Raw genomic sequence first — 25,726 nt, forward strand, 5'->3', positions numbered from 1 at the left:
ACGCCCGAAACGCCCAGGACACCCGGGACACCCAGGACGCCCGGGGTGGACGGGCCGGAGAAGCCGGCGGGGACGGACGAGCCGACGGGGGCGGACGCGGCGCGCGTCCCCGTCCGCCGCCGCCGGGTCGCCGCCCTGCTGGCCTGCGGGATGGCCGGCGCCCTGGTCCTCGCCTGTCTGGCCTCGGCGGGGCTCGGCGCCTACGACATCCCGCTCGGCGACGTCATCGGCTCGCTGCTGCACCGCGCGGGGCTCGGCGGTGCCGAACTGGATCGCGTCGCCGAGAGCGTGCTGTGGAACGTCCGGTTGCCGCGCGTCGTGCTGGCCCTGCTCGTCGGGGCGTCCCTGGGCTGTGCGGGCGCACTGATGCAGGGCCTGTTCGGCAATCCGCTGGCCGAACCGGCCGTCATCGGCGTCTCGATGGGCTCGGCCGTCGGCGCGGTGGCGGCCATCGCCCTGGATCTGACCGTGTTCGGCACCTGGACGGTCACCGGCTGCGCGTTCTTCAGCGGTCTCGTCACCGTTCTGATCGTCTACGCGCTGTCGCGCTCGGGCGGCCGGGCGGAGGTGGTGACCCTGTTGCTGACGGGCATCGCGATGAACGCGCTCACGGGCGCGCTGATCGGCCTGGGCATCTTCGTCGCGGACAACGCGCAGGTCTCCCAGATCGCCTTCTGGCAACTGGGCTCCCTGGCCCAGGCGACCTGGCCGAAGGTGCTCGCCGTCCTGCCGTGCGCGCTGGCCGGGCTGGCGACGGCGCCGCTGTTCGCGCGCCGCCTCGACCTGCTGTCCCTCGGCGAGCGCCCGGCGCGCCACCTGGGCGTGGACGTGGAGCGGCTGCGCCTGGTGCTGATCCTGGTGGTGGCGCTGCTGACGGCCGCGGCGGTCGCGGTGTCCGGCGTCATCTCGTTCGTCGGGCTGCTGGTGCCGCACCTGCTGCGGATGGCCGCCGGGCCGGGGCACCGCTTCCTGATTCCGGGGAGCGCGCTGGGCGGGGCGCTGGTGCTGGTGGCGGCGGACCTGGCGGCCCGGACCGTGGCGCGCCCCGCCGAGCTGCCGCTCGGTGTGCTGACGGCGCTGATCGGCAGCCCGTTCTTCTTCTGGCTGCTGCGCAGGACCCGGCGGCGGCAAGGGGGGTGGGCATGACCTCGGGGACGGACGGACGTCGCTCGCCCCTCCAGGCTCTCCCCTCGCGCTTCTCGCGCCTCCCCCACCTCTCGTCCCTTTCGCGCCTCTCACGTCTCCCGCGCCGCATCCGCGCCCTCCCCTCCCCCGCTCCCCTCGGCACACCTCTCGCCGAAGCCCGTGCGCTGCGGGTGCGGCTGGGCGGGCGGACGGTGGTGGACGGCGTCGACCTGTCCGTCGGCGCCGGGGAGGTGGTCGCGCTGGTGGGCCCCAACGGCGCCGGGAAGTCCACGCTGCTCGCGGCGCTGGCCCATGACCTGCCGGCCGAGGGCGGCGAGGTGCGGGTGGACGGACGGGCGGCGGGCGGCTGGACCGCGCGGGAACTGGCCCTGCGGCGGGCCGTGCTGCCGCAGTCGGCGGAGCTGTCGTTCCCGTTCACCGTCGAGGACGTGGTCCGGATGGGCCGCGCACCCTGGGCCGGGACCCCGGCGGAGGACGAGGACGACGACGCCGTGCGGGAGGCCATGGACCTGACCGAAGTGGCCGGATTCGCCCCCCGCCCGTTCACCGCCCTCTCCGGCGGGGAACGGGCCCGGGTCGCGCTGGCCCGGGTGCTGGCGCAGCGCGCCCGGCTGCTGCTGCTCGACGAGCCGACGGCCGCGCTGGACCTGCGCCACCAGGAACTGGTGCTCCGCGTCTGCCGCCGGCGGGCCGCGGCCGGCGACGCGGTGGTGGTCGTCCTGCACGATCTGGGGCTGGCCGGGGCGTACGCGGACCGTGTGGTGGTGCTGCACGACGGGCGGACGGCGGCGGACGGGCCGCCCGCCGAGGTCTTCGACCCGGCGCTGCTCGGCCGGGTCTACGCGCACCCGGTGGAGGTGTTCCGGCATCCGGTCAGCGGGGAGCCGTTGGTGACACCGGTGCGGGACGGGAAGGTTTGAGGCGAATGCGGCAGTTTGCGGTAGAAGGGGCTAATCGCCACGGACTTGGCGACGCGCCGGAGACCGGTGGTGCAGGGTGTGCGAAGGGCGGCGCATTGCGCGGGAGTTCACGGCCGCCCACCACCCCGGGCCGTAGCGGGGGTGACGCGACCCGTAGCGGAAGTGACGCGACCCGCAACGGGAGTGACGCCACGGACGGAAGTGATCAAGAAGGCGGCTGGGGCGAGATTTTGCCGCATGAGAGCAGGATCACGTGCACTTTGGGGAACGACTCAGGCAAGGCTCAGATAAGTTAGGTCGGCCTTATTAGAGGTGCTTTTTCAGCCACATCGACTCCCTTTGTGACGGAGATGTGATGAAAGAGCAGGTATTCCGCCTTCCGAGCACGCCTGGAGCCCCTATGCGAGCCCTTCGCTCCTCCGCTGTCACCGTCGTCGCCGCGGCGGCGGCCCTGGCCGTCGTGTCCGGCTGCGCAGAGAAGTCGGACGCCGGTGATTCCGACGCGATACGGGTGACCGCCTCCGACGACAAGTGCGAGGTCTCGAAGACCTCGTTCCCCGCCGGGGACGTGAAGATCGACATCAAGAACAAGGGCTCCAAGGTCACCGAGGTCTACGTCTACGCCGCGGACGACCGGATCGTCACCGAGCGGGAGAACATCGGCCCGGGCACCAAGGCCGAGATCACCGCGACGATCAAGAAGGCCGGCGGCTACGAAATCGCCTGCAAGCCGGGGATGAAGGGCGACGGAATCCGTCAGAAGATCACCGTCACCGGCGGCGACGGCAAGGAGAAGAAGACCGACCCGGCGCTCGACAAGGCCGTCGCGGAGTACCGCAAGTACGTCCAGGAGCAGGCCGACGCGACCATTCCGCTCGCGCGGAAGTTCGCCGACGCCGTCAAGAAGGGCGACCTCGACGAGGCGAAGAAGGCGTACGCCCCGTCCCGTCTCGGCTGGGAGCGGACCGAGCCCGTCGCCGAGTCCTTCGGTGACATCGACCCCAAGGTCGACGTCCGCGAGGACGGTCTGGAGAAGGACCAGAAGTGGACCGGCTGGCACAAGCTGGAGAAGTCGCTCTGGGACGGCAAGAAGATCACTGACGAGGACAAGGCCCTCGCCGACCGGTTGATGAACGACCTCGCCGACTGGCAGAAGCGGGTCGGCAAGGCCGACATCACCGCCACCAGCATGGCCAACGGCGCCAAGGAACTCCTCGACGAGGTGGCCACCGGCAAGGTCACCGGCGAGGAGGAGCGCTACAGCCACACCGACCTGGACGACTTCCAGGCCAACGTGGAGGGCGCCGAGAAGTCCTACGAGCTGCTCAAGCCCGTCGCGGCCAAGAACGACGCGGCGCTGGCCAAGGAGCTCGACAAGCAGTTCGCGGACCTGAAGAAGCTGCTGGGCGACTACCGCGACGGCGACTCCTTCAAGGCGTACGACACCGTCGGCAAGGACGACCGCAAGAAGCTGTCGGACGCCGTCAACGCCCTCGCCGAGCCGCTGTCCAAGCTCGCCGGCGCGGTCGCGAAGTAACCGGGGGCCGACGAATGACCGACGCGATCGACACCACGGCCGGCGACCACTCCGAGGAACCGGCGGGCGCGAAGACGGAGACGACGGCGGACGCGAAAACGGCCGCGAAGCCGGACGCGAAGACGGACACGGCGGCGGCAGCGGCGGGCGCGAAGCCCGACGCCAAGGCCGCGGGCGAGGCCGAGGCCGAGGCCAGGACCGACGCCAGGAGCACCGGCCGGCAGCCTTCCCGTCGCACCCTGCTCGGCTGGGGCGGCGCCGGGCTGGCGTTCGGCGCCGCCGCGGCCGGCGGCACGGCCGCGGCCCTGCGCCTCGGCGACGACGACACCGCGTCCGCCGCCGACGAGGGCGACGCCGTGCCCTTCTTCGGCGCCCACCAGGCCGGTATCGCCACGCCCGTCCAGGACCGGCTGCACTTCGCCGCCTTCGACGTGCGCACCGACGACCGCGAGCAGTTGATCAAGCTGCTGAAGGAGTGGACGGCCGCCGCCGCCCGGATGACCGCGGGCCACGAGGTCGGCGAGGGCGCCATCAGCGAGAACGACGAGCTGCCGCCGGACGACACCGGCGAGGCCCTGGGCCTCAAGCCGTCCCGGCTGACGCTCACGTTCGGCGTCGGGCCCACCCTCTTCGAGAAGGACGGCAAGGACCGGTTCGGCCTCAAGGGCCGCCGCCCCAAGGCCCTGATCGACCTGCCGGCCTTCCCCGGCGACAATCTGGACCCGGCCCGCAGCGGCGGCGACCTGTGCGTCCAGGCCTGCGCGGACGACCCGCAGGTCGCGGTGCACGCGATCCGCAACCTCGCCCGCATCGGCATGGGCCGGGTGGCGATCCGCTGGTCGCAGCTCGGCTTCGGCAAGACCTCGTCGACCACCCCCGACGCCATGACGCCGCGCAACATGATGGGCTTCAAGGACGGCACCCGGAACATCGCGGGCACCGAGACCGACCGGCTCGACAAGTTCGTGTGGGTGGGCGAGAAGGACGGTCCCGACTGGATGACCGGCGGCTCGTACCTCGTCGCCCGGCGCATCCGCATGCACATCGAGACCTGGGACCGGACCTCGCTGAAGGAGCAGGAGGACGTCTTCGGCCGCGACAAGGCCGAGGGCGCGCCTCTCGGCAAGCGCAAGGAACGCGAGGAGCCCAACCTCCGGGTGATGAAGCCGGACGCGCACGTCCGCCTCGCCCACCCCGACAGCAACGCGGGGGCGACGATCCTGCGCCGCGGCTACTCCTTCACGGACGGCACCGACGGCCTGGGCCGGCTCGACGCCGGGCTGTTCTTCATCGCCTACCAGCGCGACGTCCGGGACGGCTTCGTGCCGATCCAGACCCGGCTGTCGCGTTCGGACGCCCTCAACGAGTACATCCAGCACGTGGGTTCGGCCGTCTTCGCCGTCCCGCCGGGCGTCCGCGACAAGGACGACTGGTGGGGCCGGGCGCTGTTCGGCTGACGGCCCCGCACACGAAGGAGGCGCCGCGTGTTCGGCAACTACCTGATCGGCCTGCGCGAGGGGCTGGAGGCCAGCCTGGTCGTCTGCATCCTCGTCGCCTACCTGGTCAAGAGCGGCCGCAGGGACGCCCTGCGGCCGGTCTGGCTCGGCATCGCCGCGGCCGTGCTGCTCAGCATGGGCTTCGGGGCCGTGCTCCAGTACGGCTCGCAGACCATGACGTTCGAGGCGCAGGAGATGCTGGGCGGCTCGCTGTCCGTCATCGCCGTGGGCCTGGTGACGTGGATGGTCTTCTGGATGCGGCGCACCGCGCGGCACCTGAAGCGTGAGCTGCACGGCAAGCTGGACGCGGCGCTGGCGATGGGCACCACCGCGCTGGTGGTGACGGCGTTCCTGGCCGTGGGCCGGGAGGGGCTGGAGACCGCGCTGTTCATCTGGACGGCGGTGCAGGCCACCGACGACGGGGTACGGCCGCTGGTCGGCGCGCTGCTCGGGCTGCTCACCGCGGTGCTGCTGGGCTGGCTGTTCTACCGCGGCGCCCTGAAGATCAACCTGGCGAAGTTCTTCACCTGGACCGGCGCGATGCTGATCGTGGTGGCGGCGGGCGTGCTCGCGTACGGCTTCCACGACCTCCAGGAGGCCGACGTCCTGCCGGGGCTGCACGCCACGGCGTTCGACATCAGCGATCAGGTGCCGGCCGACAGTTGGTACGGGACGCTGCTGAAGGGCGTCTTCAACTTCCAGCCGGACCCGACGAAGCTGCAGGTGTGGGTGTGGGCGCTGTACCTGGTGCCGACCCTGGTGCTGTTCTTCCGGCCGAGCGGCCCCGGTAGGGTGGCGCCGTCCCGAGCCGCCACCGCAGCCGCCGCAGGCGGCGCCGCCACCGAGGAGTCCAAGGCCGATGCGACGTCGGACGCGCCCGCGTCTTCCGCGGCTCCTGCCGCGGCCGGCCCGTCGGGTCCTGCCGCTCCTGCCGCTCCTGCTGCCCGCGCTGCTGACGACCGGGTGCGTGACGGTGCACGGCGAGCGGGAGATCGTCCCGGCGGTGGACAAGGCTGAGGCCGCCAAGGTCCTCGACGGCTTCACCGCCGGCTACACCAAGGCGTACCGGGCCCTCGACCCGGCCCTCGTGGACCGGGTCGAGACCGGCGCCCTCGCCGAGATCGGCCGCGCCGACGTGACGGCGCAGCGCAAGCTGCTGCCCAAGGGCAACCCGGGCTACCCGGCGCTGGAGCTGCGCGACGCCCGGTTCGCCATCCCCAAGGCGGCCGGCTGGCCCCGGTTCTTCGTCGCCGACACCCTCAGCAACCGGGACGCCAACCGGTGGCTGGTGGTGTTCACCCGCGACGGCGCCAAGGAGCCGTGGAAGGCCGCCTACCTGACGCTGCACGCGCCGGGCACGGTCCCGGCGTTCACGACGGACCGGGACGGCTGGGCCGAGGCCGTGCCGGCGCGGGCCGGCGGGCCGTCCGGGCTGGCGCTGGACCCCGACGCGGTCAGCGGCGCGTACACCGGATTCCTGCGCACCGGCAAGGGCGACGTCTTCGCCCCCGATCTCGCCACCACCCAGTTGCGGGCCGACCGCGCCAAGCTCGCGCGCACCCCCACCTTCTGGACCGACTGGATCGACACCCCCGAGAAGGCGCCCGGCTATCCCCCGCTCGCCCTGCGCACCACCGACGGCGGCGCCGTCGTCTTCTTCACCGCCCACCACCGCGAGAAGCGGACCATGGCCAAGGGCGTCCGCCCCGCCGTCACCGACCAGCGGACGAAGTCCCTGCTGACCGGGCGGCTCACGACGGCGATCACGTTCACGCGGGTGTCGGAGTCGGCGGTACGGGTGCCGGCGGCGGGGATGCCCGCGGCGGAACGCGAGGGAGCCCCAGGGAGCAAGGGGGTCCCGGGGAACAAGGGAGCGGCGGGGAGCAAGGAAGCGGCAGGGAAGGGCACGGCCGGGGCGCGGGTGACGTTCCTGAACCGGATCGAGTCGCTGATCGCCGCGAAGGGCGAGTAGACAGGGCGAGTGGACAGGGCGGGCAGCGGCGGGCCGCCGGTCGCTCAGCGCCCCAGTGGTCGATGCCCCAGCGGTCAGCGCTCCATCGAAGCTCAGCGCCTCATCGGCGCTCAGCGCCCCATCGGCCAGGCCGCGTGGTGCTCGTGGTCCGGCCGGTCCCCCGCGTACTGCGCGCACGCGTCCGTCAGCGTCTCCAGCAGCGTCAGCGGATCCGGCAGCGGCCGCTCCGGCCCCAGCAGCCAGGCCACGTACGCGTCGTCGCCGGGCAGCCGGGACGGCGGCAGGAGGACGTAGCTGCCGCGGCAGTGCCAGCGCAGCCCGGGGTGTTCGTCGAGGGTCTCGGGGTGGCAGTCGAGCTCGCAGGGCCACCACTCGTCCTCGTCGTCCGGGGTGCCGCGGGTGGCGGTGAAGAAGAGCATGCGGTCGGGGGCGACGGTGGCCACCGGGCCCACCTCGACGCCGGCGGCCGTGAGCCGGTCGAGCGCCTTGCGGCCGGCCTCGGCGGGGACGTCCAGGACGTCGTGGGCCATGCCGGTGGCGGTGACGAAGTTGGCCTCGGGCTGGGCCCGCAGCCATTTGGTGACCTTCTCCGGGTCGGTGGTGGCGAGGGTCTGCCAGGCGAAGGAGACGGGATGCCGCCCCGGAGTGGGACAGCCGATGCGTTCGCACGAACACCCGTAACCGGAGGGGTGGGCGGCCGGGGCCAGGGGGAACCCGGCGGCGGCCGCGGCCAGGAGCAGTTCCTCGCGGGCGGCGCCGGTGGCCGCCCCCGCACCCGTATCGCCGCCCGCTCCGCTCCTGGGGCGGCGCAGCCACTGGGAGAATCTGCTCTTGCGTTCCATCTATCCCCTCACTTCGACCGCGGTCTCCGCTCAATGCTGCCACCATCCCGCCCCCGGCGTGACCGTCGGGCGCATCCGGGGGTGTGACACGGACCGCTCCCCGCGGCCGGACGGCCGTGGGGAGCGGGGCGGCGGCGGGGTTCAGCGCGGGGTGAGCCCCCGCAGGGTGATCTCGACGACGGTGTCGGCGTAGGAGTGGGTGAGCGGCAGGGTGCGCAGCATCCAGCGGTGGGCGAGCGGGCCGACGAGCAGGTCCACGGCGACGCGCGGATCCACGTCCGGGTCGACCTGCCCGGCCTCCTGGGCGGCGGTCAGCCGGGCGACGTACAACTGGAGCTGCGGTTCGAGGACCGCCCGGGTGAACTGGGCGCAGAGGTCGGGGTTGACGACGCTCTCGGCGGCGAGGGCGCGGGAAGGCGCTTCGTAGCGGGGACTGTTGAGCTCGTCGACGGTGGCGCGGAGGACGAGCTTGAGGTCGGCTTCCAGGTCTCCCGTGTCGGGGAGTTCGTGCTGCCCCTCGGCGGCCTCCTCGCCGAGGGCGACGAAGGCGTCCAGGAGGACGGCGGCCTTGGACGGCCACCAGCGGTAGATGGTCTGCTTGCCGACGCCGGCCCGGGCGGCGATGGCCTCGATGGTGAGCCGCTGGTAGCCGGTCTCGCCGGTGAGTTCGAGGGCGGCTTCCAGGATCGCGCGACGGGAACGCTCGCTGCGGCGGTTGGCGTCGGGCGGGGTCTTGGTAGTGGCCATGCGTGCCAGGGTAGCGGCAAGTGAGGCGAGACGTTTCGTCTCATTGGGGTTGACGGGGCGAGGGGTGACGTGGCGTAATAACGAGGTCGCGAGACGAGACGTCTCGTTGCAGACAGATGACGAACCGACGGAAGGAGCCCCCATGACCCGGGGAAACGGCAGGATGCTCGGCGTGGGCGGGACCCGCAGCAACCTCTCGCGCAAGGCGCTGCGCGGCGCCTCGTCCGGCGGGGCCGGCCGGGGCGCCGACCCCCTCGCCGCGAAACGGGAACTGCTGCGCGCGTTGCGGGAAGGACGGGGCGGTACCACCGGGGCGTGACGGGCCGTGCGTAAACCACCCGTACGGTTCATGCGCGAACGCCGCCCAGCGAGGACGATTTGGGCACGTACGCTCGTCGCGTACGTGCCCAACACCACCGTGAGGAGCGCGACTTGCGTACCGCAGCACCACGGGCGGCGAGTCCCCGCCGTTATCTGATGTGCCCGCCCGCCCACTTCAAGGTCACCTACTCGATCAACCCGTGGATGGACCCGGCCAAGCCGGTCGATCTGCCGCTCGCCCTCACGCAGTGGGAAACCCTCCGCGACCGCTACCGCGCCCTCGGCCACACGGTGGAGGAGCTCGAACCCCGCCCGGACCTGCCCGACATGGTGTACGCGGCGAACGGCGCCACCGTCGTCGAGGGCCGCGTCCTGGGCGCCCGCTTCGCCCACCCCCAGCGCGCCGACGAGGCGGCCGTGCACGTGGAATGGTTCCGGTCGCACGGCTACTCCGTGGTCCGCGAACCCGAGCACATCAACGAGGGCGAGGGCGACTTCGCCGTCACCGACTCCTGGCTGCTCGCCGGCCGGGGCTTCCGCAGCAGCCCGCTGTCCCACCCCGAGGCCCAGGAGTTCTTCGGCCGGCCCGTCATCGGCCTGGACCTGATCGACCCCCGCTACTACCACCTCGACACGGCCCTGTGCGTCCTCGACGCGACCACCGACGAGATCATGTACTACCCCGGCGCCTTCTCCCCCGGCAGCCGGGCCGTCCTGGAACGCCTCTTCCCGGACGCCCTGATCGCCACCGAGGAGGACGCGGCGGCCCTCGGCCTCAACGCGGTCAGCGACGGCCGCCACGTCCTCCTCCCCCAGGCGGCCGTCGGCCTCTTCGGCCCCCTGCGGGAACGCGGCTTCGAGCCGATCGGCATCGACCTGGGCGAACTGCTGAAGGGCGGCGGCAGCGTGAAGTGCTGCACGCAGGAACTGCGGTGAAACACACCGGGCGGTCCGACCCGGGCTTCGGGCCCGGCCCGCCCGGTGGGATCATTCGACGTCTCGCGGGGGTGCGGCTCGGGGCGGCCCAGCCCGCCCGGTCCTCCGTCACCCTTCCTCCTCACGGCCCGCGCCGCTGCCATGAGCACCGGTGAGTTCGACGATCAGGCGGACCACGGAGACGATGGCCCCCGGTATCGCGAAGCCCGTTCCCTCCCGAAAGGGGATGGCATAACGGTGTTCGAGGATCCACGGCAGCACCGGGAAAGCCAGCAGATGCAGGGGGCACACGACGAGCCCCCAGCGTCGGCTCCGGGCGACGAGCAGTGGCGGTACCGCCCAGGCCGCCGCCACGGCGAACCAGAACAGGAAGACCACCAGGACGATCAGCACGGCCGGCCCCCGCCCGGGGCCGCGCGCCCTTCGTGAACGTCGGTCCGTTCCTGTCGCCGCCTCATGCACGGGCTCTACCCCGCGCGACAGCGGATGCACCACCCGACTCCGGGTTCAGGCACGGCCCGGACCGGGACGGATCCGCCCGTACCGGCTCAGGCCGGGTCTGCGGTCCACGGCCAGGACGCCTCGCGGCCGGCCTCGACGAGGGCGACCATCCGGAACGCGGCGTCCGTGAGGGCGCCGAAGGTGTGCCGGAGGGGGCCGGTGGGGCCGTGGGCGGGCTGGTAGCCGGCCAGGTTCCAGGTGTAGACGGGGATGTCGGCCGGTACCGGTTCGGCCGGGTGGCCCGGTCCGTAGGGGCCGTACGGGGCGGCGGTCTGCTCGTCGGTGACGATCAGGACGCGGTCGTGCCCCCGGTAGTGGTCCCGCACCGCCTTCGCGGTATGGGTGCCGCCGAGGCTGTGGAACCGTTTCAGCACCTCGAGCACGGGCTCGCCCCGCTCGAACGGCACCGCCCTGCTGGTCCAGCCGAATTCCACCAGGTCCGCCCGTTCCGCGCGCAGGGCGAGGGCGGCGCCGAAGACGGCCGCCGCGTCCGCCCGGCTCAGCGTGGACCGTTCGGAGACGGTGTCCCAGAACATGGAGTCGGACCGGTCCACCAGGATCAGCGTCCGGCCGTGCAGCGACGGGACGTTGGCCAGGGAGTGGCTCAACGCCCGTTCCAGCGCGTCCGTCCAGCGCGGCGACCTCACCTGTCGGTGGGCGGCCAGGTAGCGGAACGGGAACTGCCGTGACCGGGCCACCTCGGAGGCGTCCGCGAGCCGGGCGGCGACCCCGGCCGCTACCTCGTCCGAGACCCCCGCCTCGTCGAAGTTGCGCAGGTTCCGCAGGAGCGCCATCGGTCCCATCGTGGGGATCACGGCTTCCCAGACGGCGGCGTCCAGCGGACCGTGGAGCCAGCCCGCCAGGGCTTCCCAGGTCATGCCCGCGGCGGCCGTCCGCTCACCGCCGCCCGGCCCGGTCACCACCGCCCGCCGTTCCTCCGGGGGCGTCTCCATCAGTGCCCGGTGGGCGGTCAGGAGGCGGTCGGAGGCCGGCGGAACTGCCTGTTCCGGGTGGTGCCGGCGGTCCAGGGCGTACCGGAAGAGGGCGCCCTGCCAGGGCTTGTCCGGGTCGGGCGAGGCGTGCACCAGATTGAGTACGTCACCGAACCGGAAGGCCTTGGACGCAGTGTCGTACTTGAGCAGGGAGCGGGACGTGTACAGCCGGCGCACGCCGTCGGCGATGCCCCGCTTCACGGGTTGCGGCACCTTCCGCCCGTACGCCGAGATCCAGTGGGCGAGCAGCTCGCCGGGCTCGTCGGCGCGCTGCAGCACCGAGTCGATCACGGACCGGTTGGACGGGCCGTCGCACGCCCCGGCTTCGAGACGCGCCCGGACGTACGCGGCGGCCCCCACCAGGGACGCCGTCCGCATGTTGCCCTCGGCGCGCAGCCAGCGCAGCAACCCGGCCGTCCACGCCGGATCCTCGAGGGCGAGCCGGCGGACGAGGCGGATGTACCGGTCGTCCCGGTCCTCGCCGCTTTCGTAGAAGGTCCGTTGGGAGACGAAGTTGCCGACCGCGAGGAGGAAGAGCTCCTCGCGGGGCTCCCGGACGAAGGCCGGGGCGCCCTCATAGGTGCGCGGGTCCGGAGTCGCGGGCCGGTGCCGGGACCACGGCCGGAGCGTCGAGCGGGCGGCCGCCGCGATGTGCGGGGCCACGAGCATCTCGGACCACATCTTGGAGACGCGTGGGGTGTGACGAGGCAGCGAATCCCCCCGGATTCGAAGGACGACGGACCGGCCCCGGCCGGAAGGCCCGGGGGCCGAAGACATGAGCGCCCGCGCCTTCGAGATCAAAAGGGGCGGCGGCGTCACTTGGTTGTCAGAAGGAAGTAGCCGCAGCCGAGCGCATCGAAGACGCGGTCGCCGGGCCACCGTACCCGGGCCGCCGAGGCGCGCACCAGCGAATATGCGCGGGGCGGCGGCTCTGGGCGGCGTCCGGCCCCGGCTCTGGGCGGCGTCCGGAACCGGCCGGGGGCTGGGGGCACAGAGGCTGGGGGCACAGAGGCTGGGGGCACAGAGGCTGGGGGCACAGAGGCTGGGGGCCGGCTTCCGGCGCGGATCACCGCCGGAAGCCGGCCCCAGCGGGTCAGGCCTCGCCCTCCGGGGGCCACGCGTCGCCCCAGTCCGCGTCGCGCGCGGCGCGGTAGAGGTCGCCGTGGCGCTTGGTCACCGTGTCGCGGCGCAGGCCCTCGTCCCGGGTGCAGAGTTCGAGGAGCACCTGTCCCTTGCGGATCTGCGGCCGGCGTACGACGCGGGCCCGTGCGCCGGGGAGGCCGTCCGGGCCCGCCGGGGCGCCGGGGGCGTCGGTGCGGACCGCCGCGACGTAGGAGAACTTCTCGTCCTCGTACGCCAGCGAACCGCCCTTGACCTGCCGGTGCAGGGAGGACCTGCTGACCCGGGCGGAGAAGTGGCACCAGTCCGAGCCCGGCTCTATCGGGCAGGCGGCGCTGTGCGGGCAGGGGGCGACGACCTCGAAGCCGGCCGCGATCAGCCGGTCGCGGGCCTCGATCACCCGGCGGTACCCGTCGGGGGTGCCCGGCTCGACGATCACCGCGGCGCGGGCGCGGGCGGCCTGGTCGACGACGGACCGGCGGGCGTCGTCGGTGAGTTCACCGAGGACGTAGGAGACGGTGACCAGGTCGGTGCCGTCGGGCACGGCCGGACCGCCGCCGATGACCTGCCGCTGCCAGCGGGCGGCGCGCAGCGCGGGCGAGGCGGCGGTGCCGGCGAGTTCGGCGCCGAGGGCGAGGGCGGGTTCCGCCCAGTCCAGGACGGTGGTCGCCCGCTCCCCCGCCTCCGGCCAGGCCGCCGCGACGGCCCAGGTCGCCGCGCCCGTACCGCCGCCGAGGTCCACATGGGTGCCGGGCGACCAGTCGGGCAGCCGGTTCCGGAACGCCTCCAGCGCGTGCCGGACGGCTTCGAAGGTCGCGGGCATGCGGTAAGCGGCGTAGGCGGCCACGTCGGAACGGTCGCGCAGGACCGGCGCGTCGGTCGGGGTCCGCCCCCGGTAGTTGGCGATCAGCCGCTCGACGGCCCGGGCGGCCTGCCGGGGCGGCAGACCGTCGAGCAGTCCGGCGAGCGCGGCGCGGAGGTTCTCGCCGGTCGGCGGCGGGTTTTCGGGGGCGTGCATTGGGTGGATTTTACGGGGTGGGGGGTGGAGTGGGTGCCGCTCCCGGTCGGCACGGGTGCCACTCGCGATCGGCGCGGGCGCCACTCCCGATCGGCGCGGGCGCCACTCCCGGTCGGCGGGCGGTGCGGTGGGACCGCTCGCCGGGTGGGTCGGTGGTCGTGTGCGACCGGCGCGCCCGCGCGGCGGGCCGGCTACTCCGCGGCCTTGGGGTCCGCCGCACCCGACACGTCAGCCGCGCCCGCCGCGCCCGCCGCATCGATCAGGCCCGTCGCGTCCGCCACGCCCGTACCGTCCTCGGGCTGCCGCTCACCGGCCGGGGCCATCGCGCCCGCCGCGCCCGCCGCGTCCGCGCCGCCGCGCGGCCCGCACAGCAGCACGAAGCTGAGCACCGCCAGCACGGCGCAGCCGAGCTGGACGGCGGCCATGGGGACGGCCGTGTGTTCGCCGGCGATGCCGACCAGCGGGGAGGCGATGGCGCCGAGCAGGTAGGTGGAGGTGCCGAGCAGGGCGGAGGCGGAGCCGGCCGCGTTGCCGGAGCGCATCAGCGCCTGGGCGTTGGTGTTGGGCATGGCCAGGCCCATGGCGGCCATCAGGACGAAGAGACCGGCGGCGACCGGGGCCAGGCCCGGCTCGCCGACAACGCCCGAAGTCAGCACCAGCAGGGCCGCGGCGGCCAGGGTGATCACGGCGAGGCCCCAGCCGAGGGCCTTGTCCAGGCTGACCCGGCCGACCAGCAGCTTGCCGTTGATCTGGCCGACGACGACGAGGCCGACGGAGTTGAGGCCGAACAGCAGGCTGAACGTCTGCGGCGACGCGCCGTAGATGTCCTGGACGACGAACGGCGACGCCGAGATGTAGGAGAAGAGGGCGGCGAAGGCGAAGCCGCCGGAGAGCATGTAACCGGTGAAGGCGCGGTCCGCGAGCAGGCCGCGCATCGCGTGCAGCGTTCCGCCGAGGCCGCCGGACTGCCGGCGGTCGGGCGGCAGGGTCTCGTCGAGGTAGCGGTACACGAGGAACGTCAGGGCGAGGCCGACGACGGTGAGCACCACGAAGACGCCCCGCCAGTCCGTGAAGCGCAGCAGTTGTCCGCCGATGAGCGGCGCGACGACCGGGGCCACACCCGAGATCAGCATCAGGGTGGAGAAGAAGCGGGCCATGGCCACGCCGTCGTACAGGTCGCGCACGACGGCGCGCGCGATCACGATGCCCGCCGCGCCGGCCAGGCCCTGGGCCAGGCGGAACGTGATGAGCAGGGGCACGTTGGAGGCCACGGCGCAGAGAACGGTGGCGACGACGTAGAGCGCCATACCGGCGAGCAGCGGCCGTCGGCGGCCCCACTTGTCGCTCATCGGGCCGACGACGAGCTGTCCCAGCGCCATTCCCATGAGGCAGGCGGTGAGGGTGAGCTGCACGGTGGCCGCAGGGCTTCCCAGCGAATCCGTCACCTCGGGGAGCGCCGGCAGGTACATGTCCATGGACAGCGGGGCCACGGCCGTGAGCCCGCCCAGGGCGAGCGTGACGAACAGCCGGTTCCGGCGACCGGGCGTCATCCCGGCCGACGCGGATATGTGCTGGTCGGACGAGGCGTCCCCGGGGGCTTCGGCCCCGGCGGAGGCGGGCTCCTTCATGCATGACTCCATGGCTAGTACAGGTATCCCTCCATGGTGTCATGGACGTAACCGGAATCCGGCCCTTACAGAGGCGCGCGACACCCGGAAGCGCTCCCGCCCATGCGCCTCATACGCCTCCCTGAAGGGCCGATTCCAGGAGTAGCGTCCCGTCACGCTCGGCCCAAAGGCACATGCCGGGGCCGGGCCATACCGAGGGGGACGGACATGAGCGCCGGAGATCCGCCACACCTGCCCGGTCCACCGGGGAATCCGTTCTGGCACCGGGTCTGGGCCTACTGGGTCACCGGCGGACTGGCCGTGGTCCTCGGCGCACTGCTGCCCGTCCTCCTCCAGGGGCACTCCTCGGACGACAAGGCGGATCCGCCGACGCCCCCGCCCGCGACCGGTCCGGCGGCCGGCTCCCCGGCGCCGGCATCCTCCGGCCCGCCTCCGACGTCCTCCGGTCCGCCGACACTTCCCTCGCCGATCCTCCCCTCGACACCACCGGCGAGCACCCAGCCGCAGGTCACCCCACCGCCGTACACGACGGCACCGGCGACGCTACGGGTCTCGGCCAGCGTCACGAGCGTTCTCTCTCAGGGGCCGGCCGGCGTCGGGCTCACCAAGGTGCAGGTGAACGTCACGTTCAACGGGCTGAAGGGCAGGACCGCGTACATCAGGTGGCACACCTACAGCGACCTGAACAAGCAGAGCCTGAGCCTCGACAGCATCGTCCGCTCACCGGTCCTCAACTGGGACATCACCAACTGGCACCCCACCTTTGTCGTCGTCAACCCGCCCGTGCACTGGCAGCTCCAGGTGACGGCCTACGGACCGGACGACGCCCGACTCGCGACCAATCACTCGAACTTCACGTTCTCGTCGTGACGTGCGGGGCCGCGTCGGGGGTGACGGGTGCGACCGGTGCGACCGGTGCGGCGTGGTGGCCGCGTCAAGGGGGATGGTGGCGGCAGGGGCGGGGTTGGTGATGGTGGCGGCGGTGGCGGTGGCGGTGGCGGTGGCGGTGGCGGGATTTTGCCCCTGAGGGCGCCTCCGGCACCCGCTTCGGAAAAGAGTTCGATGCAGCGTGCAACCGACATCGCTCTTTTCCCGTATTCCCCAGTGAAGCCCCGCCATCGGGTCATCGAGACCCAACGGGTCCATCAGGGAGGAATACGTCATGAACCGTGCCTACCGCTTCGCCATAGCCGGTGCCCTCACCGCCGGCCTCGTCGCCGGGGGTGCCGCGGCCGCCTTCGCCGCTCCTGCCCCCGCCTCCGCTCCGGTCGCCTCCACCGCCGCCCCCGCGTCGCCCGCTCCCGCCCCGGCGGCCAAGCCCACGCTCACCGCCCAGGCGAGCGTCGCCACGGTCGCGGCCTGGCAGGAGTTCCGCGTCAGCGGCAAGGCCACCGACATCAAGCCGGGCACCACGGTCGTCCTCCAGCAGAAGCAGGGCGCCAAGTGGGTCTCCCTCCCCGCGAAGGTCACCGTCAACAAGAACGCGGCGTACTCCATGCGCGTCAAGCTCGGCATCAAGGGCAAGAACGCCCTCCGCGTGACGGGCGGGGGCGCGGTGTCCGAGCCGATTTACGTCACTGTGCGCTGAAGTCACTGGTCACTGAAGTCACGGGGTCACGGGGTCACGGGTCACCGAAATCGTTGAGGCCACGAGGTCGTTGAGGTCGCTGGGGTCGCTGCCGCGCTGAGGTCACTGCCGCGCTGAAGTCGCCGTTGCGGATGATGCGGCTGTCACCCCAGGGGCCGCCGATACCGCCGGGTCGCTCACCCACTGAGACCGACATGCGATGAGGTGACCGCCATCCCCTCCCCGAGACCCCGCCCGGCGCCGACCGCCGGACGGGGTCTCGGCGTGCGCGGGCGGGCGCGGGGGCACGCGGGGCATGCGGGGGGGAGGCACACGGAACGGGGAGCACAGGGATGCGGGGAGGTGGAGCCGAGCCGCTCCCCTGCCCGCCGCGGACGGCGCCGGACGGCGAGCCCCGACGGGCGCTTGCCCCCTCTTCCCCGCCGGAATAACCGCCTGGACACGCCTGGTTGGGGTGTCCATGACGATCACCGACCGCACGTCCGAACCCACCTCGCCTGCCGGTCCCACGACCGGCTCCCCCGGCGCCCCCGAAATCCTCCGCTACACCGCCTTCTCCGCCGACCCCGAGGGTGGCAACCCGGCCGGCGTCGTCCCGGACGCGGCCGGTCTCGGCGACGCGGAGATGTTGCGCATCGCCGCCGAACTCGGGTACAGCGAGACCGCGTTCCTCACCGCGCCGCCCGAGGGCACGGCCGAGCCGGACCGGTCGTTCACCCTCCGCTTTTTCAGTCCGCTGGCCGAGGTGTCCTTCTGCGGCCACGCCACCGTGGCCACCGCCGTGGCCCTGGCCGAGCGGCACGGTCCCGGGGAGTTCGTCTTCGCCACCCCGGCCGGCACCATCCCGGTGACCGTCACCGAACACGCCGGCGCCCTCCGCGCCACCCTGACCTCCGTCGAACCGCACACGGAGGAGGCCGCGCCGGAGGACGTCACCGAGGCGCTGGCCGCTCTCGACTGGCCCGCCGCCGACCTCGACCCGGCCTTCCCGCCGCGCATCGCCTTCGCGGGCGCCCGTCACCTCGTCCTGGGCGCGGCCACCCGGGAACGGCTCGCCGACCTGGCATACGACTTCGACCGGCTCGCCGCCCTGATGCGGAAGCTGGACCTCACGACGGTGCAACTCGTCTGGCGCGAAAACGAGTCCGTGTTCCACGTGCGTGACCCCTTCCCCGTCGGTGGCGTGACCGAGGACCCCGCGACGGGCGCGGCGGCCGCCGCCCTCGGCGCGTACCTGCGGGAGCGCGGACTCGTCGGCGACGACGCGACGCTCACCCTGCACCAAGGCGACGACCTCGGCCGTCCGGGCCTCCTGGAAGTCACCCTCCGACCGGGCGACCCCCGGGTCCGGGTGTCGGGCACGGCGACGCGGATCGGGTGAGGCGGGACGGCTGACACGGGCCGGTCGGCGCATCGACGGGCAGGGCCGCCCGGCCGGCCTAGACAACCCCGCCCCCTTTCCCCCTCCCCTTACCCGTCGGGTCCATCCGCAGCCGCACCGCCGTGCGCCGGAGCTCCCGCGCCCGGGTGTACTCGGGCGAGGCGTACCGCCGCCTGATCCGCTCCCCGTCCGGGAACTCGACGACGATCAGGCGGGACCACGGCCACTCCCCCTCGACGGCCTCGGGCGTCCCGCCTTTCACGAGGTAACGGCCGCCGCAGGCGCGGACGGGCGGCTCGGCGGCCTGGTGGTCCGGCCTGGCGGCCTCGGCGTCGAGCGCGTCGCCCTCGACGATCACGTAGGCGGGCACGAATCTCTTCCAGGTTCAGTCAGGTTCGTACGGTGGTCGGTTCGACTGGACCGGTCGGGCCGGTCCGACCGGTCAGAACCTGTCCGACCGGTCAGAGCCGGTCCGTGAACGGCGGGCCCATCCGCGTCGGCCCCGGCCCCCGCCTCGGCTCCGTCCGCCGGCCGCAGCCGCCCCGTACGGGCCAGGAAGGCGACGAACACGCCCATGACGATCCACCCGGGCCACCCGGTGAGCCCCATGTGCAACGGATCGAGAGCGGCGTCCGGATCGGCGAACTCCTTGACCATGCCCACACTCAACGAGCTGACGAAGGCGTGGGCGACGACGGCGGGCACCACGGAACCGGAACGCAGCCGCAGCCAGGTGAAGATCGGCAGCACCAGCGTGCAACTCACCACCATCGCGGGCACGGACACGTACCAGGGGCGACCGGGGTACTGCCCACCCATGATCAACGTGGGCAGGTGCCACAGAGCGAAGGCGGCCCCGGTCAGCAGGTACGCCCGGAGCAGGTACGCCCGGAGCGGCCGCGCCCCGGGGCCGTCCCGCAGCAGGCGGGGGAACAGGTAGCCCTGCCAGCCCAGTTCCTCGCCGAAGAACAGCGGCAATGACACCACCAGCCCCACCAGGCCGCCGGCCAGCCGGCCGGTCACGCTCCCGGCGTTCACGTCCCCCACGGGGTACCGGCCGGCGAGCGATCCGAGAGCGAGGGCCGCGAGGGTGAGTCCCGCGGGCACGGCCACCGCCGTCAGACACTCCCGCACCGCGCGCCCCCACGGCCTCGGCCACCTCAGTGCCAGCGCCTCTCGCATCCGTCCGCCCCCGCGCATGTACCGCACGGCGACGACCGCACCGAGCGCGGGGGCGAACATCGCTGCGGCGATGCACACTTCCGCCAGACCGCCCGTTGCCTCGCGGGCGTCACCCCGCCGGTACCCGGTCACCAGCAGCGGCAGCATGGCCAGCCACATACCGGCGTACGCCACCCCGAGATACAGCCACAGGTCTCGCCGCCGCCCCAACGGCCCCACTGACCCCATCGCCTCGGAAGGGGGCGCAACGCCCGTCGATATCGTCATGCCGCCGACGCTACGAAGCGGCGCGCACCCCCGTAATAGGGCCGCCTACACCTCGAGGGTGCACTTCTCTACACCCCCCGCCTCCTCGCCGCCGGCCGACCGCCGGCCGGCTGACCGGCTGACCGGCTGACCGGCTGACCTGAAGTCGTCTCACACGCCCCCACTACCATCCGGCCATGACGCTATGGCTGGCGCCGGTCCTCATATGCGCATGCTTTTTGGTCGTGTGGTTCCTCTTCTACATACCGTGGTGGCTCGCCTGCGAGACCGTGAAGGTGCACCGGCTGCGCACGCACGGTCCACGTGTGACGGGCACCGTGATCTCCGTGTGGACCGACACGGACGGCGACGGAGACCTCCACCACTACCCCGTCGTGTCCTTCAGCCTCAAAGATCCGCCGCACACCACCATCGAGGCGAAATCGGCGACCGGTCGGCCACATGGCTGCGACCTCGCCCCAGGAGACGAAACGGAGGTCGTCTACGACCCGGAGGACCCCCGGAACATCATCGTCATCGAGCACGACTGGGCGGCGAGCCCGTTCTGGTATGGGCTCGTCACACTGCTCATCGGAGCGGTCTGCGCCCGGGCGCTGACTCCTGTGTTCAAGGGGGTGTACAGGTTCGGAGAGCTGGTGCTGCGGTAGCCCGGCTCAACCGTTCCATCCGCCTCATCCGTCCCTCCGGCCCACCGTGACCACGATCTTGCCCACCTGCCCGTTCCCCTCCATATAGCGGTGGGCGTCGGCGACGGCCTCCAAGGGGAAGGTCCGGTCGATCAGCGGGGAGAGTGCGCCCGAGCGGAGGCCCGACTCGATGAAGGCGGTCGCGCGCCGCTTGCGGTCCTCGTGGTCGAGGACGGCGGGCAGGGCGAAGCCGTAGACGGCGAGCGGCCAGTGCAGGGGCAGCGGGGTGGGGCGCCCGTCGAGCGAGCCGTAGACGATCAGCATGCCGTCCCGGGCCACCGCACCGGCGAGACGGGGGAGTTCGGGTCCGCCCACCGCGTCGAAGACCACGCGGGCGCCCGCGCCGTCCGTCAGTGCGCCGGCACGCGCGACGACGTCGTCCTCGTCCAGGCAGATCACGTGCGCGGCGCCGGCCTTGAGGAGTTGTGACCTCTTGGCCACGGTGCGGGTGACGGCGATCGGGGTCGCGCCGACGAGGTTCGCCACCTGGATCGCCGCGATGCCGACGCTGCTGGAGGCGGCCGTGATCAGCGCCGTGTCGCCCGGGCGCAGCCCGCCGACCTCCACGAGGGCCCCGTACGCGGTGAGGTACGACAGCCAGGTCGCCGCCCCGGTGACCGCGTCCACCGACGGGTGCCGCCGGAACAGGGTGTTCGCCGGGACGTTGGCGCGCTCCGCACAGACGCCGTGGGCGGACATCAGGCCGGCGGCGGTCGCCAGCACAATCACCGGATCACCGGCGGTGAATCCCTCGACGTCCGGGCCCACTTCCTCGATCACGCCCGCCGCCTCGGCGCCGATCCGGGACGCCGGCAGGTCGGGCTGGTAGTAGTACGCGCCGGCCCGGAACAGGGTCTCCGCCCGGTTCAGGCCCACGGCCTCCACGCGGACCCGCACCTCGCCCGGCCCCGGCATGCCGAGCTCCACCTCCTCGACGCGCAGCACGTCCGGGCCGCCCACCTCGTCGAACAGCACCGTTCTTGCCTTCGTCACTCCGCTCTCCGTCACCCCACTCCCCGTCAACCCGCTCTTCATCGCCCCACTTTTCATCGCGCCGCTTTTCATCGCCCCGCCCTTCTTCGCGCCCATGAGCGCTTCCGGCCCGCACTGACAACGCTGCACATATTCCGTGCACCGTTCAGTTTTCACTCGGCGCACTGTAATGCAGCGCTGTACAGTGTCAAGCGTGATCCAACAGACGCAGGGCAGACGGGCCCGGCTCCGCGCCCAGACCACGGCGGAGATCAAGGCGACGGCCCTCCGGCTCATGGCGGAGGGCGGCCCGGACGCCATCTCGCTGCGCGCCATCGCCCGCGAGATGGACATGAGCGCCAGCGCCGTCTACAGCTACTTCGCCACCCGGGACGAGCTGGTCACAGCGCTGATCAACGACGTCTACCGCACCCTCGTCGACCGGGCGGAGGCCGCCCGGGACGCCTGCCCCGCCGACGACCCGGCCGCCCGGCTCCAGGCCTGGTGGCGGGCCGCACGCGACTGGGCGCTCGCCGATCCGGAAGGCTTCCGGCTCATTTACGGCGATCCGGTGGCCGGGTACGTCGCACCCGCCGGCGGCCCCGCGCCCGGCCCCTCGAAGCGCGCCTGCCTGGGCCTCGTCGAACTCGTCGCCGCCGCCTGGCCCCACGCGGCGCCCTTGCAGCCGCCCGGTGACCACACGTGGTCCGACTTCACCCCCGAACTGGCCGAGGAGATCCGCACACACCTGCCCGATGTGCCCCCCGGCGCGGTCGCGCTGGCCTTCCGCGTCTGGGGCCGCATGTACGGGCTGATCGGGCTGGAGATCTACGGCCACCTCCGCCCGAACGTGGCCGATCCGGGGGCGCTCTACGAGGCGGAGCTGCGCGATCTGGTCGTGTCGCTGGGGCTGGTCACGTCCGGGAACCGCTGACGGAGGCGGCCGTCAGGGAACGTCCGGCCGGGCACAGCGGTGATCAGGCGTTGTCCAACCGGCCCCTGCGCTGGCCAGGGACGTTCGACCGGCCCCTGCGGTGATCAGGGGCGTTCGCCCGGCCACGACGTTGGTCGGAGACGCCCGGCCGCTCTCCGCGATGATCAGAGGTTGTCCGGCCGGCCCCTGCGGCGACCAGGGACATTTGCCCGGCCGCGACGCCGGTCGGAGACGCCCGGCCGGCCTCCGCGATGATCAGGCGTTGTCCGGCCGGCCTCTGTGGTGATCAGAGAGCGTTCGGCCGACCGTTGCCACGGACCCGTCTGCGTCCGGCCGACCGTTGCCGCGGGTGCTCGGCACCGCATCACCCCGCCCCGCGACGGCCGCGGCCAGCGCCGTCACGGCCACTCCGCATCCCGCGACGACCGCCCAGGCGGGGCGCACGGCGTCGGTGAAGGCGTGGGCGTCGTGCAGCGGAGCACCGTGCAGCCCGCCGGCCAGGATCGCGCCGAGGACGGCCACGCCGAGGGCGAAGCCCGAACGGCCGCAGGACGTGAAGAGGCCAGAGGCGAGCCCGGCCCGGTCCTCGGGCAGGCCGGAGACGGCGGTCGTGATGAGCAGCGGGGAGGCCAGGCCCAGCCCGAGGCCGAAGAGGACGTACTCCGCGAGGATCAGCGCGGTGGACGTGTTCCCGGCCAGGGCCGCCGACAGCGCTCCGGCGGCGGTGAGGGCGGCGCCCGCCGCGACGAGCAGCCGCCGCGCCCCGAACCGCCGCGCGAGCCGGCCCGCGCGGAAGGAGCAGAACGCCAGCACGGCCGAGGGCGGCAGCATCCACAGGCCCGCGACCAGCGGGGACTCGCCCAGCGGGTTCTGCAGGAAGAGGGAACTGAGGAAGAAGAAGCCGCCGAACACCCCGAAAACGCACGTCCCGGCAACGATCGCACCGCTGAACTGGGCGTTCCGGAACAGCCCGAGCTCGATCAGCGGTTCGTCGCGGCGGTGCTCGTACCCGACGAGACCGGCGGCCGAGGCGAGGGCCAGGGCAAGTGCGCCCAGGACGGCCGGAGCGGTCCAGCCGGCGCGCGGCGCTTCGATGACCGCGTAGGTGAGCGGGGCGAGGAGGGTGATCGTCAGAGCCTGGCCCACCGGGTCGGCCCGGCGGGCCCGCGCGGCCCGCGACTCGGGCACGTACCGGGCCGCGAGCACCGACGCCGCGATTCCGACCGGGAGATTGAGCCAGAACACCGCCCGCCAGCCCGCCGCGGCCACCAACACCCCGCCGACCAAGGGTCCGAGGGCCAGCCCGAGGCCGTAGACACCGATCCAGGCACCCATCGCCCGGGTGCGCTGGGCCCGGTCGGTGAACGTGTGGGAGATGATCGCCATCGACACGGGCGTCAGCCCGGCGGCCCCGACGCCCTGGAGCACCCGGAAGCCGACCAGCGCGCCGAGGGACGGGGCGACGGCGCACAGCGCCGAGGCGGCGGTGAAGACCGCGAGCCCCGCCCGGAGCACCCTCCGCCGTCCGGTCCGGTCGGCCGCCGAGCCCATCAGCAGCATCAACGCGGCCATCGACAGGCTGTACGCGTCGACGGCCCACTGCATGCCCGCCACGGAGGCCCCGAGCTCCCGTTCCATCGCGGGAAGGGCGACGTTCAGGGCGGTCACGTCGATGCCGATCATCAGCAGGGCGACGCAGCAGACCGCCAGGACGGCGGTCCGCCGGTCGCCGTCCGGCTCGTGACCCGGCAGGGCGGCGGGGGGTGGCGCCGGGGGCGGTGAGGGCAAGGCGGTGCCTCCTGGTCCGTCGGGGACGGTCGGGGCGGTCGAGGGCGGTCGGCGGGCCGGGGTGATCCGGCGTGGCCGGGGTGTCCGGGGCGTCCCGGACCCTGTCTCCAGCATCCGGCCGTCCGGCGCCGGCCGCCTCGGGAGAAGGGGCGAGACACCGGGGGACGACTCCTTCCCCCGATCGGAGGGCCGGCCGGTCGCCGGACGCGAGCGCTCCGGGCGGACCTCGTCAGCCTCCGCCGAAGCGGCGGACGTACCGTTTCTGCCAGGGCGTCTCGACCGCGTGCGGGTCGTAGTGCCGCCGCACGTACGCCACCGCCTCCCCGGCCGGGACTCCGTCGAGCACCGCGAGGCAGGCCAGCGCCGTACCCGTCCTTCCGCGCCCGCCGCCGCAGGCCAGTTCCACCCGCTCGCGCCCGGCCCGCTCCCAGGCGGTCTCGAACAGCCGCCGGGCCCGCTCGGGGTCGGCGGGCAACCGGAAGTCCGGCCACCGCAACCACTCCGTTTCCCAGGCCACTTGATGGGGCTCCTTGCCCAGCAGGTACACGGCGTATTCGGGCTTCGGGCCGTCCGGCAGCGGTCGCCGGAGCGCCCGACCACGTACCGACCGCCCGGTGGGGAGCCGGAGGAGGCCGGGGGTGGTGTCGGGCCATGCGGGGTTCATGGGGCCACGGTAGGCGGAGGGGAAGCCGAGCCGAGGTCAGACGCACACCCCGGTAGACGTACACCCCCACCGAGGGCCGCCCCGCCCGAGGGCCGCCCCGGCGGACGCCCGCCGAGACCGAGCGACCAGCGCGACCGAGCGACTCTCGCAAGCGATCGAAAAAGCCGAACTCCCCATCACATGAGTGCGTTTATTGTCGCTTGCGTCACGACAGCAGTGCGGACGCACTGTGAGGTGCATCACTTTCACATACTCGCAAAGCATGCGACCTGCACCCATGACGGCCGGTCACCTTCACCTCACACCGATCGACATTCGACCGCTTGTCGAAATCGATCTTGAATCACGGGCAAGATGGACCCGTTGCATCAGCGTAGGGGTGACGTGGATCACAATCTTGCGGATCGGCTTGCGCTCATGGTGACACCAGTACTGCGGAAGGGCGAGAGCCCCACCCCTGAGCCCGCGAAGCCGTGGGGATGGGGCCCTCTGCCACCCACCGCAGCGGGGCCTCGGTCCTCAGGGACCGGGGCCCTGTGCACGACGCAGGCGGATCACATCCAGTCCCACACCATCCTGAAGACGGCGTAGAGCGGACCGATCCAGCGGACGCGGCGGTAAAGCCGGTCCGACCTGCCGCTGCGGTGACCCTCCGGACGTGTGGCCATCGGGCCACCCCCTTCCGGGATCCAGCGCTCGTGGACCCCATGGAGTGCCCACGAAGCCGTCGCTTCCCCGGAGGGGTGGTTGGTAACGCATCACCCTAGCGTCCGGAGTTGACGGTGGGACCCCACGCCCGACCCACCACGGACCACCGCCTGGGCCCCACAACAGGCACCCAGTGCCGCAGCATTCGCGTGTTCGATGGAACGTCCGCTCGAATCAAGCCCCCGACCAGGGCGGTTACCGAGGGACACGGAGAAGCGGAGTGCCAGTTCCCCTGACGCCCGTCACCTAAATCACATCCGCCGCCCGGCTCTTGCCCGGGCGGCACGGATCACCAGAGCTCCCCGCGCCCTTCCGTACGCCCTCCCACGAACCCCTCCGAGCGCCCTTCCCCGCTCACTCCGCGAGCCCTCCGGCCGACCA

24 protein-coding genes are annotated in these 25,726 nt (G+C 72.9%); 13 read left to right on the top strand and 11 right to left on the bottom strand.

Going from position 1 to position 25,726, the window contains the following annotated elements; translation table 11 throughout:
• Nucleotides 1-45 precede the first annotated feature (45 nt).
• The 6 genes from ACZ6X9_RS13340 to ACZ6X9_RS13365 all read left to right on the top strand — a co-directional run bounded on the left by ACZ6X9_RS13340 (nt 46) and on the right by ACZ6X9_RS13365 (nt 7,071).
• Complete coding sequence (locus ACZ6X9_RS13340; protein WP_469778110.1) at nt 46-1,146, top strand: FecCD family ABC transporter permease; 1,101 nt, start codon at nt 46-48, stop codon at nt 1,144-1,146.
• A complete protein-coding gene (locus ACZ6X9_RS13345; protein WP_469778111.1) occupies nt 1,143-2,066 on the top strand; it encodes a heme ABC transporter ATP-binding protein in 924 nt (307 codons plus the stop codon). Before ACZ6X9_RS13340 ends, ACZ6X9_RS13345 begins: the two co-directional genes overlap by 4 nt.
• A gap of 400 nt (nt 2,067-2,466) precedes the next feature.
• Nucleotides 2,467-3,603 (top strand): iron uptake system protein EfeO, encoded by a 1,137-nt coding sequence (gene efeO / locus ACZ6X9_RS13350; protein WP_469778112.1) that lies wholly within the window; start codon nt 2,467-2,469, stop codon nt 3,601-3,603.
• A 14-nt stretch (nt 3,604-3,617) separates the two neighbouring features.
• Nucleotides 3,618-5,060, top strand: a complete 1,443-nt coding sequence (gene efeB / locus ACZ6X9_RS13355; RefSeq protein ID WP_469778113.1) for an iron uptake transporter deferrochelatase/peroxidase subunit — start codon at nt 3,618-3,620, stop codon at nt 5,058-5,060.
• Nucleotides 5,061-5,087: 27 nt separating this feature from the next.
• Complete coding sequence (gene efeU, locus ACZ6X9_RS13360; protein ID WP_469778114.1) at nt 5,088-6,116, top strand: iron uptake transporter permease EfeU; 1,029 nt, start codon at nt 5,088-5,090, stop codon at nt 6,114-6,116.
• Nucleotides 6,067-7,071: an SCO2278 family lipoprotein gene (locus ACZ6X9_RS13365; protein WP_469778115.1), complete on the top strand. Its 1,005-nt coding sequence runs from the start codon at nt 6,067-6,069 to the stop codon at nt 7,069-7,071. The genes efeU and ACZ6X9_RS13365 overlap by 50 nt, the downstream gene beginning before the upstream one ends.
• Nucleotides 7,072-7,181: 110 nt before the next feature.
• On the opposite strand, the gene ACZ6X9_RS13370 is transcribed toward ACZ6X9_RS13365, so the two are convergent.
• Nucleotides 7,182-7,913, bottom strand: coding sequence for a bifunctional DNA primase/polymerase (locus ACZ6X9_RS13370; protein ID WP_469778116.1), 732 nt, complete (start codon nt 7,911-7,913; stop codon nt 7,182-7,184).
• A 141-nt stretch (nt 7,914-8,054) separates the two neighbouring features.
• Nucleotides 8,055-8,660 (bottom strand): TetR/AcrR family transcriptional regulator, encoded by a 606-nt coding sequence (locus ACZ6X9_RS13375; protein WP_469778117.1) that lies wholly within the window; start codon nt 8,658-8,660, stop codon nt 8,055-8,057.
• A 142-nt stretch (nt 8,661-8,802) separates the two neighbouring features.
• Here ACZ6X9_RS13375 and ACZ6X9_RS13380 point away from each other — a divergent pair, with 142 nt between their 5' ends.
• Nucleotides 8,803-8,979, top strand: coding sequence for a DUF6243 family protein (locus ACZ6X9_RS13380; protein ID WP_469778118.1), 177 nt, complete (start codon nt 8,803-8,805; stop codon nt 8,977-8,979).
• A 113-nt stretch (nt 8,980-9,092) separates the two neighbouring features.
• Complete coding sequence (ddaH, locus tag ACZ6X9_RS13385) at nt 9,093-9,917, top strand: dimethylargininase (RefSeq protein ID WP_469778119.1); 825 nt, start codon at nt 9,093-9,095, stop codon at nt 9,915-9,917.
• A gap of 108 nt (nt 9,918-10,025) precedes the next feature.
• Here the strand turns inward: ddaH and ACZ6X9_RS13390 are convergent, their stop codons facing one another.
• The 4 genes from ACZ6X9_RS13390 to ACZ6X9_RS13405 all read right to left on the bottom strand — a co-directional run bounded on the left by ACZ6X9_RS13390 (nt 10,026) and on the right by ACZ6X9_RS13405 (nt 15,175).
• On the bottom strand, nt 10,026-10,310 hold the full coding sequence (locus ACZ6X9_RS13390) for a hypothetical protein (protein WP_469778120.1): 285 nt from the start codon (nt 10,308-10,310) through the stop codon (nt 10,026-10,028).
• Between the two features lie 155 nt (nt 10,311-10,465).
• Nucleotides 10,466-12,079, bottom strand: a complete 1,614-nt coding sequence (locus tag ACZ6X9_RS13395) for a TROVE domain-containing protein (protein ID WP_469778121.1) — start codon at nt 12,077-12,079, stop codon at nt 10,466-10,468.
• 424 nt (nt 12,080-12,503) lie between these two features.
• Nucleotides 12,504-13,547 (bottom strand): small ribosomal subunit Rsm22 family protein, encoded by a 1,044-nt coding sequence (locus tag ACZ6X9_RS13400; protein WP_469778122.1) that lies wholly within the window; start codon nt 13,545-13,547, stop codon nt 12,504-12,506.
• Nucleotides 13,548-13,738: 191 nt separating this feature from the next.
• Nucleotides 13,739-15,175: a multidrug effflux MFS transporter gene (locus ACZ6X9_RS13405; protein ID WP_469778123.1), complete on the bottom strand. Its 1,437-nt coding sequence runs from the start codon at nt 15,173-15,175 to the stop codon at nt 13,739-13,741.
• Between the two features lie 207 nt (nt 15,176-15,382).
• Here ACZ6X9_RS13405 and ACZ6X9_RS13410 point away from each other — a divergent pair, with 207 nt between their 5' ends.
• The 3 genes from ACZ6X9_RS13410 to ACZ6X9_RS13420 all read left to right on the top strand — a co-directional run bounded on the left by ACZ6X9_RS13410 (nt 15,383) and on the right by ACZ6X9_RS13420 (nt 18,144).
• Complete coding sequence (locus ACZ6X9_RS13410) at nt 15,383-16,045, top strand: hypothetical protein (protein ID WP_469778124.1); 663 nt, start codon at nt 15,383-15,385, stop codon at nt 16,043-16,045.
• A 292-nt stretch (nt 16,046-16,337) separates the two neighbouring features.
• On the top strand, nt 16,338-16,763 hold the full coding sequence (locus ACZ6X9_RS13415; RefSeq protein ID WP_469778125.1) for a hypothetical protein: 426 nt from the start codon (nt 16,338-16,340) through the stop codon (nt 16,761-16,763).
• A gap of 460 nt (nt 16,764-17,223) precedes the next feature.
• Nucleotides 17,224-18,144: a PhzF family phenazine biosynthesis protein gene (locus ACZ6X9_RS13420; protein ID WP_469778126.1), complete on the top strand. Its 921-nt coding sequence runs from the start codon at nt 17,224-17,226 to the stop codon at nt 18,142-18,144.
• Between the two features lie 58 nt (nt 18,145-18,202).
• Here ACZ6X9_RS13420 and ACZ6X9_RS13425 read toward each other — a convergent pair whose 3' ends face one another.
• The gene (locus ACZ6X9_RS13425) at nt 18,203-18,514 is read right to left on the bottom strand and encodes a DUF1330 domain-containing protein (RefSeq protein ID WP_469778127.1); all 312 of its coding nucleotides are present in this window, start codon (nt 18,512-18,514) and stop codon (nt 18,203-18,205) included.
• Nucleotides 18,499-19,593: a CPBP family intramembrane glutamic endopeptidase gene (locus ACZ6X9_RS13430; RefSeq protein ID WP_469778128.1), complete on the bottom strand. Its 1,095-nt coding sequence runs from the start codon at nt 19,591-19,593 to the stop codon at nt 18,499-18,501. The genes ACZ6X9_RS13425 and ACZ6X9_RS13430 overlap by 16 nt, the downstream gene beginning before the upstream one ends.
• A 176-nt stretch (nt 19,594-19,769) precedes the next feature.
• On the opposite strand from ACZ6X9_RS13430, the gene ACZ6X9_RS13435 reads away from it, so the two are divergent.
• Nucleotides 19,770-20,240, top strand: coding sequence for a DUF3592 domain-containing protein (locus ACZ6X9_RS13435; protein WP_469778129.1), 471 nt, complete (start codon nt 19,770-19,772; stop codon nt 20,238-20,240).
• Between the two features lie 24 nt (nt 20,241-20,264).
• On the opposite strand, the gene ACZ6X9_RS13440 is transcribed toward ACZ6X9_RS13435, so the two are convergent.
• Nucleotides 20,265-21,314 (bottom strand): zinc-dependent alcohol dehydrogenase family protein, encoded by a 1,050-nt coding sequence (locus ACZ6X9_RS13440; RefSeq protein WP_469778130.1) that lies wholly within the window; start codon nt 21,312-21,314, stop codon nt 20,265-20,267.
• 151 nt (nt 21,315-21,465) lie between these two features.
• Here ACZ6X9_RS13440 and ACZ6X9_RS13445 point away from each other — a divergent pair, with 151 nt between their 5' ends.
• On the top strand, nt 21,466-22,185 hold the full coding sequence (locus tag ACZ6X9_RS13445; protein WP_469778131.1) for a TetR/AcrR family transcriptional regulator: 720 nt from the start codon (nt 21,466-21,468) through the stop codon (nt 22,183-22,185).
• Nucleotides 22,186-22,440: 255 nt separating this feature from the next.
• On the opposite strand, the gene ACZ6X9_RS13450 is transcribed toward ACZ6X9_RS13445, so the two are convergent.
• Together ACZ6X9_RS13450 and ACZ6X9_RS13455 are read right to left on the bottom strand one after the other, a co-directional pair.
• Complete coding sequence (locus tag ACZ6X9_RS13450) at nt 22,441-23,973, bottom strand: MFS transporter (protein WP_469778132.1); 1,533 nt, start codon at nt 23,971-23,973, stop codon at nt 22,441-22,443.
• A gap of 229 nt (nt 23,974-24,202) precedes the next feature.
• Complete coding sequence (locus tag ACZ6X9_RS13455) at nt 24,203-24,637, bottom strand: protein-tyrosine phosphatase family protein (protein WP_469778133.1); 435 nt, start codon at nt 24,635-24,637, stop codon at nt 24,203-24,205.
• Between the last annotated feature and the right edge of the window lie 1,089 nt (nt 24,638-25,726).

Source organism: Streptomyces sp. NPDC052910 (assembly GCF_055585605.1).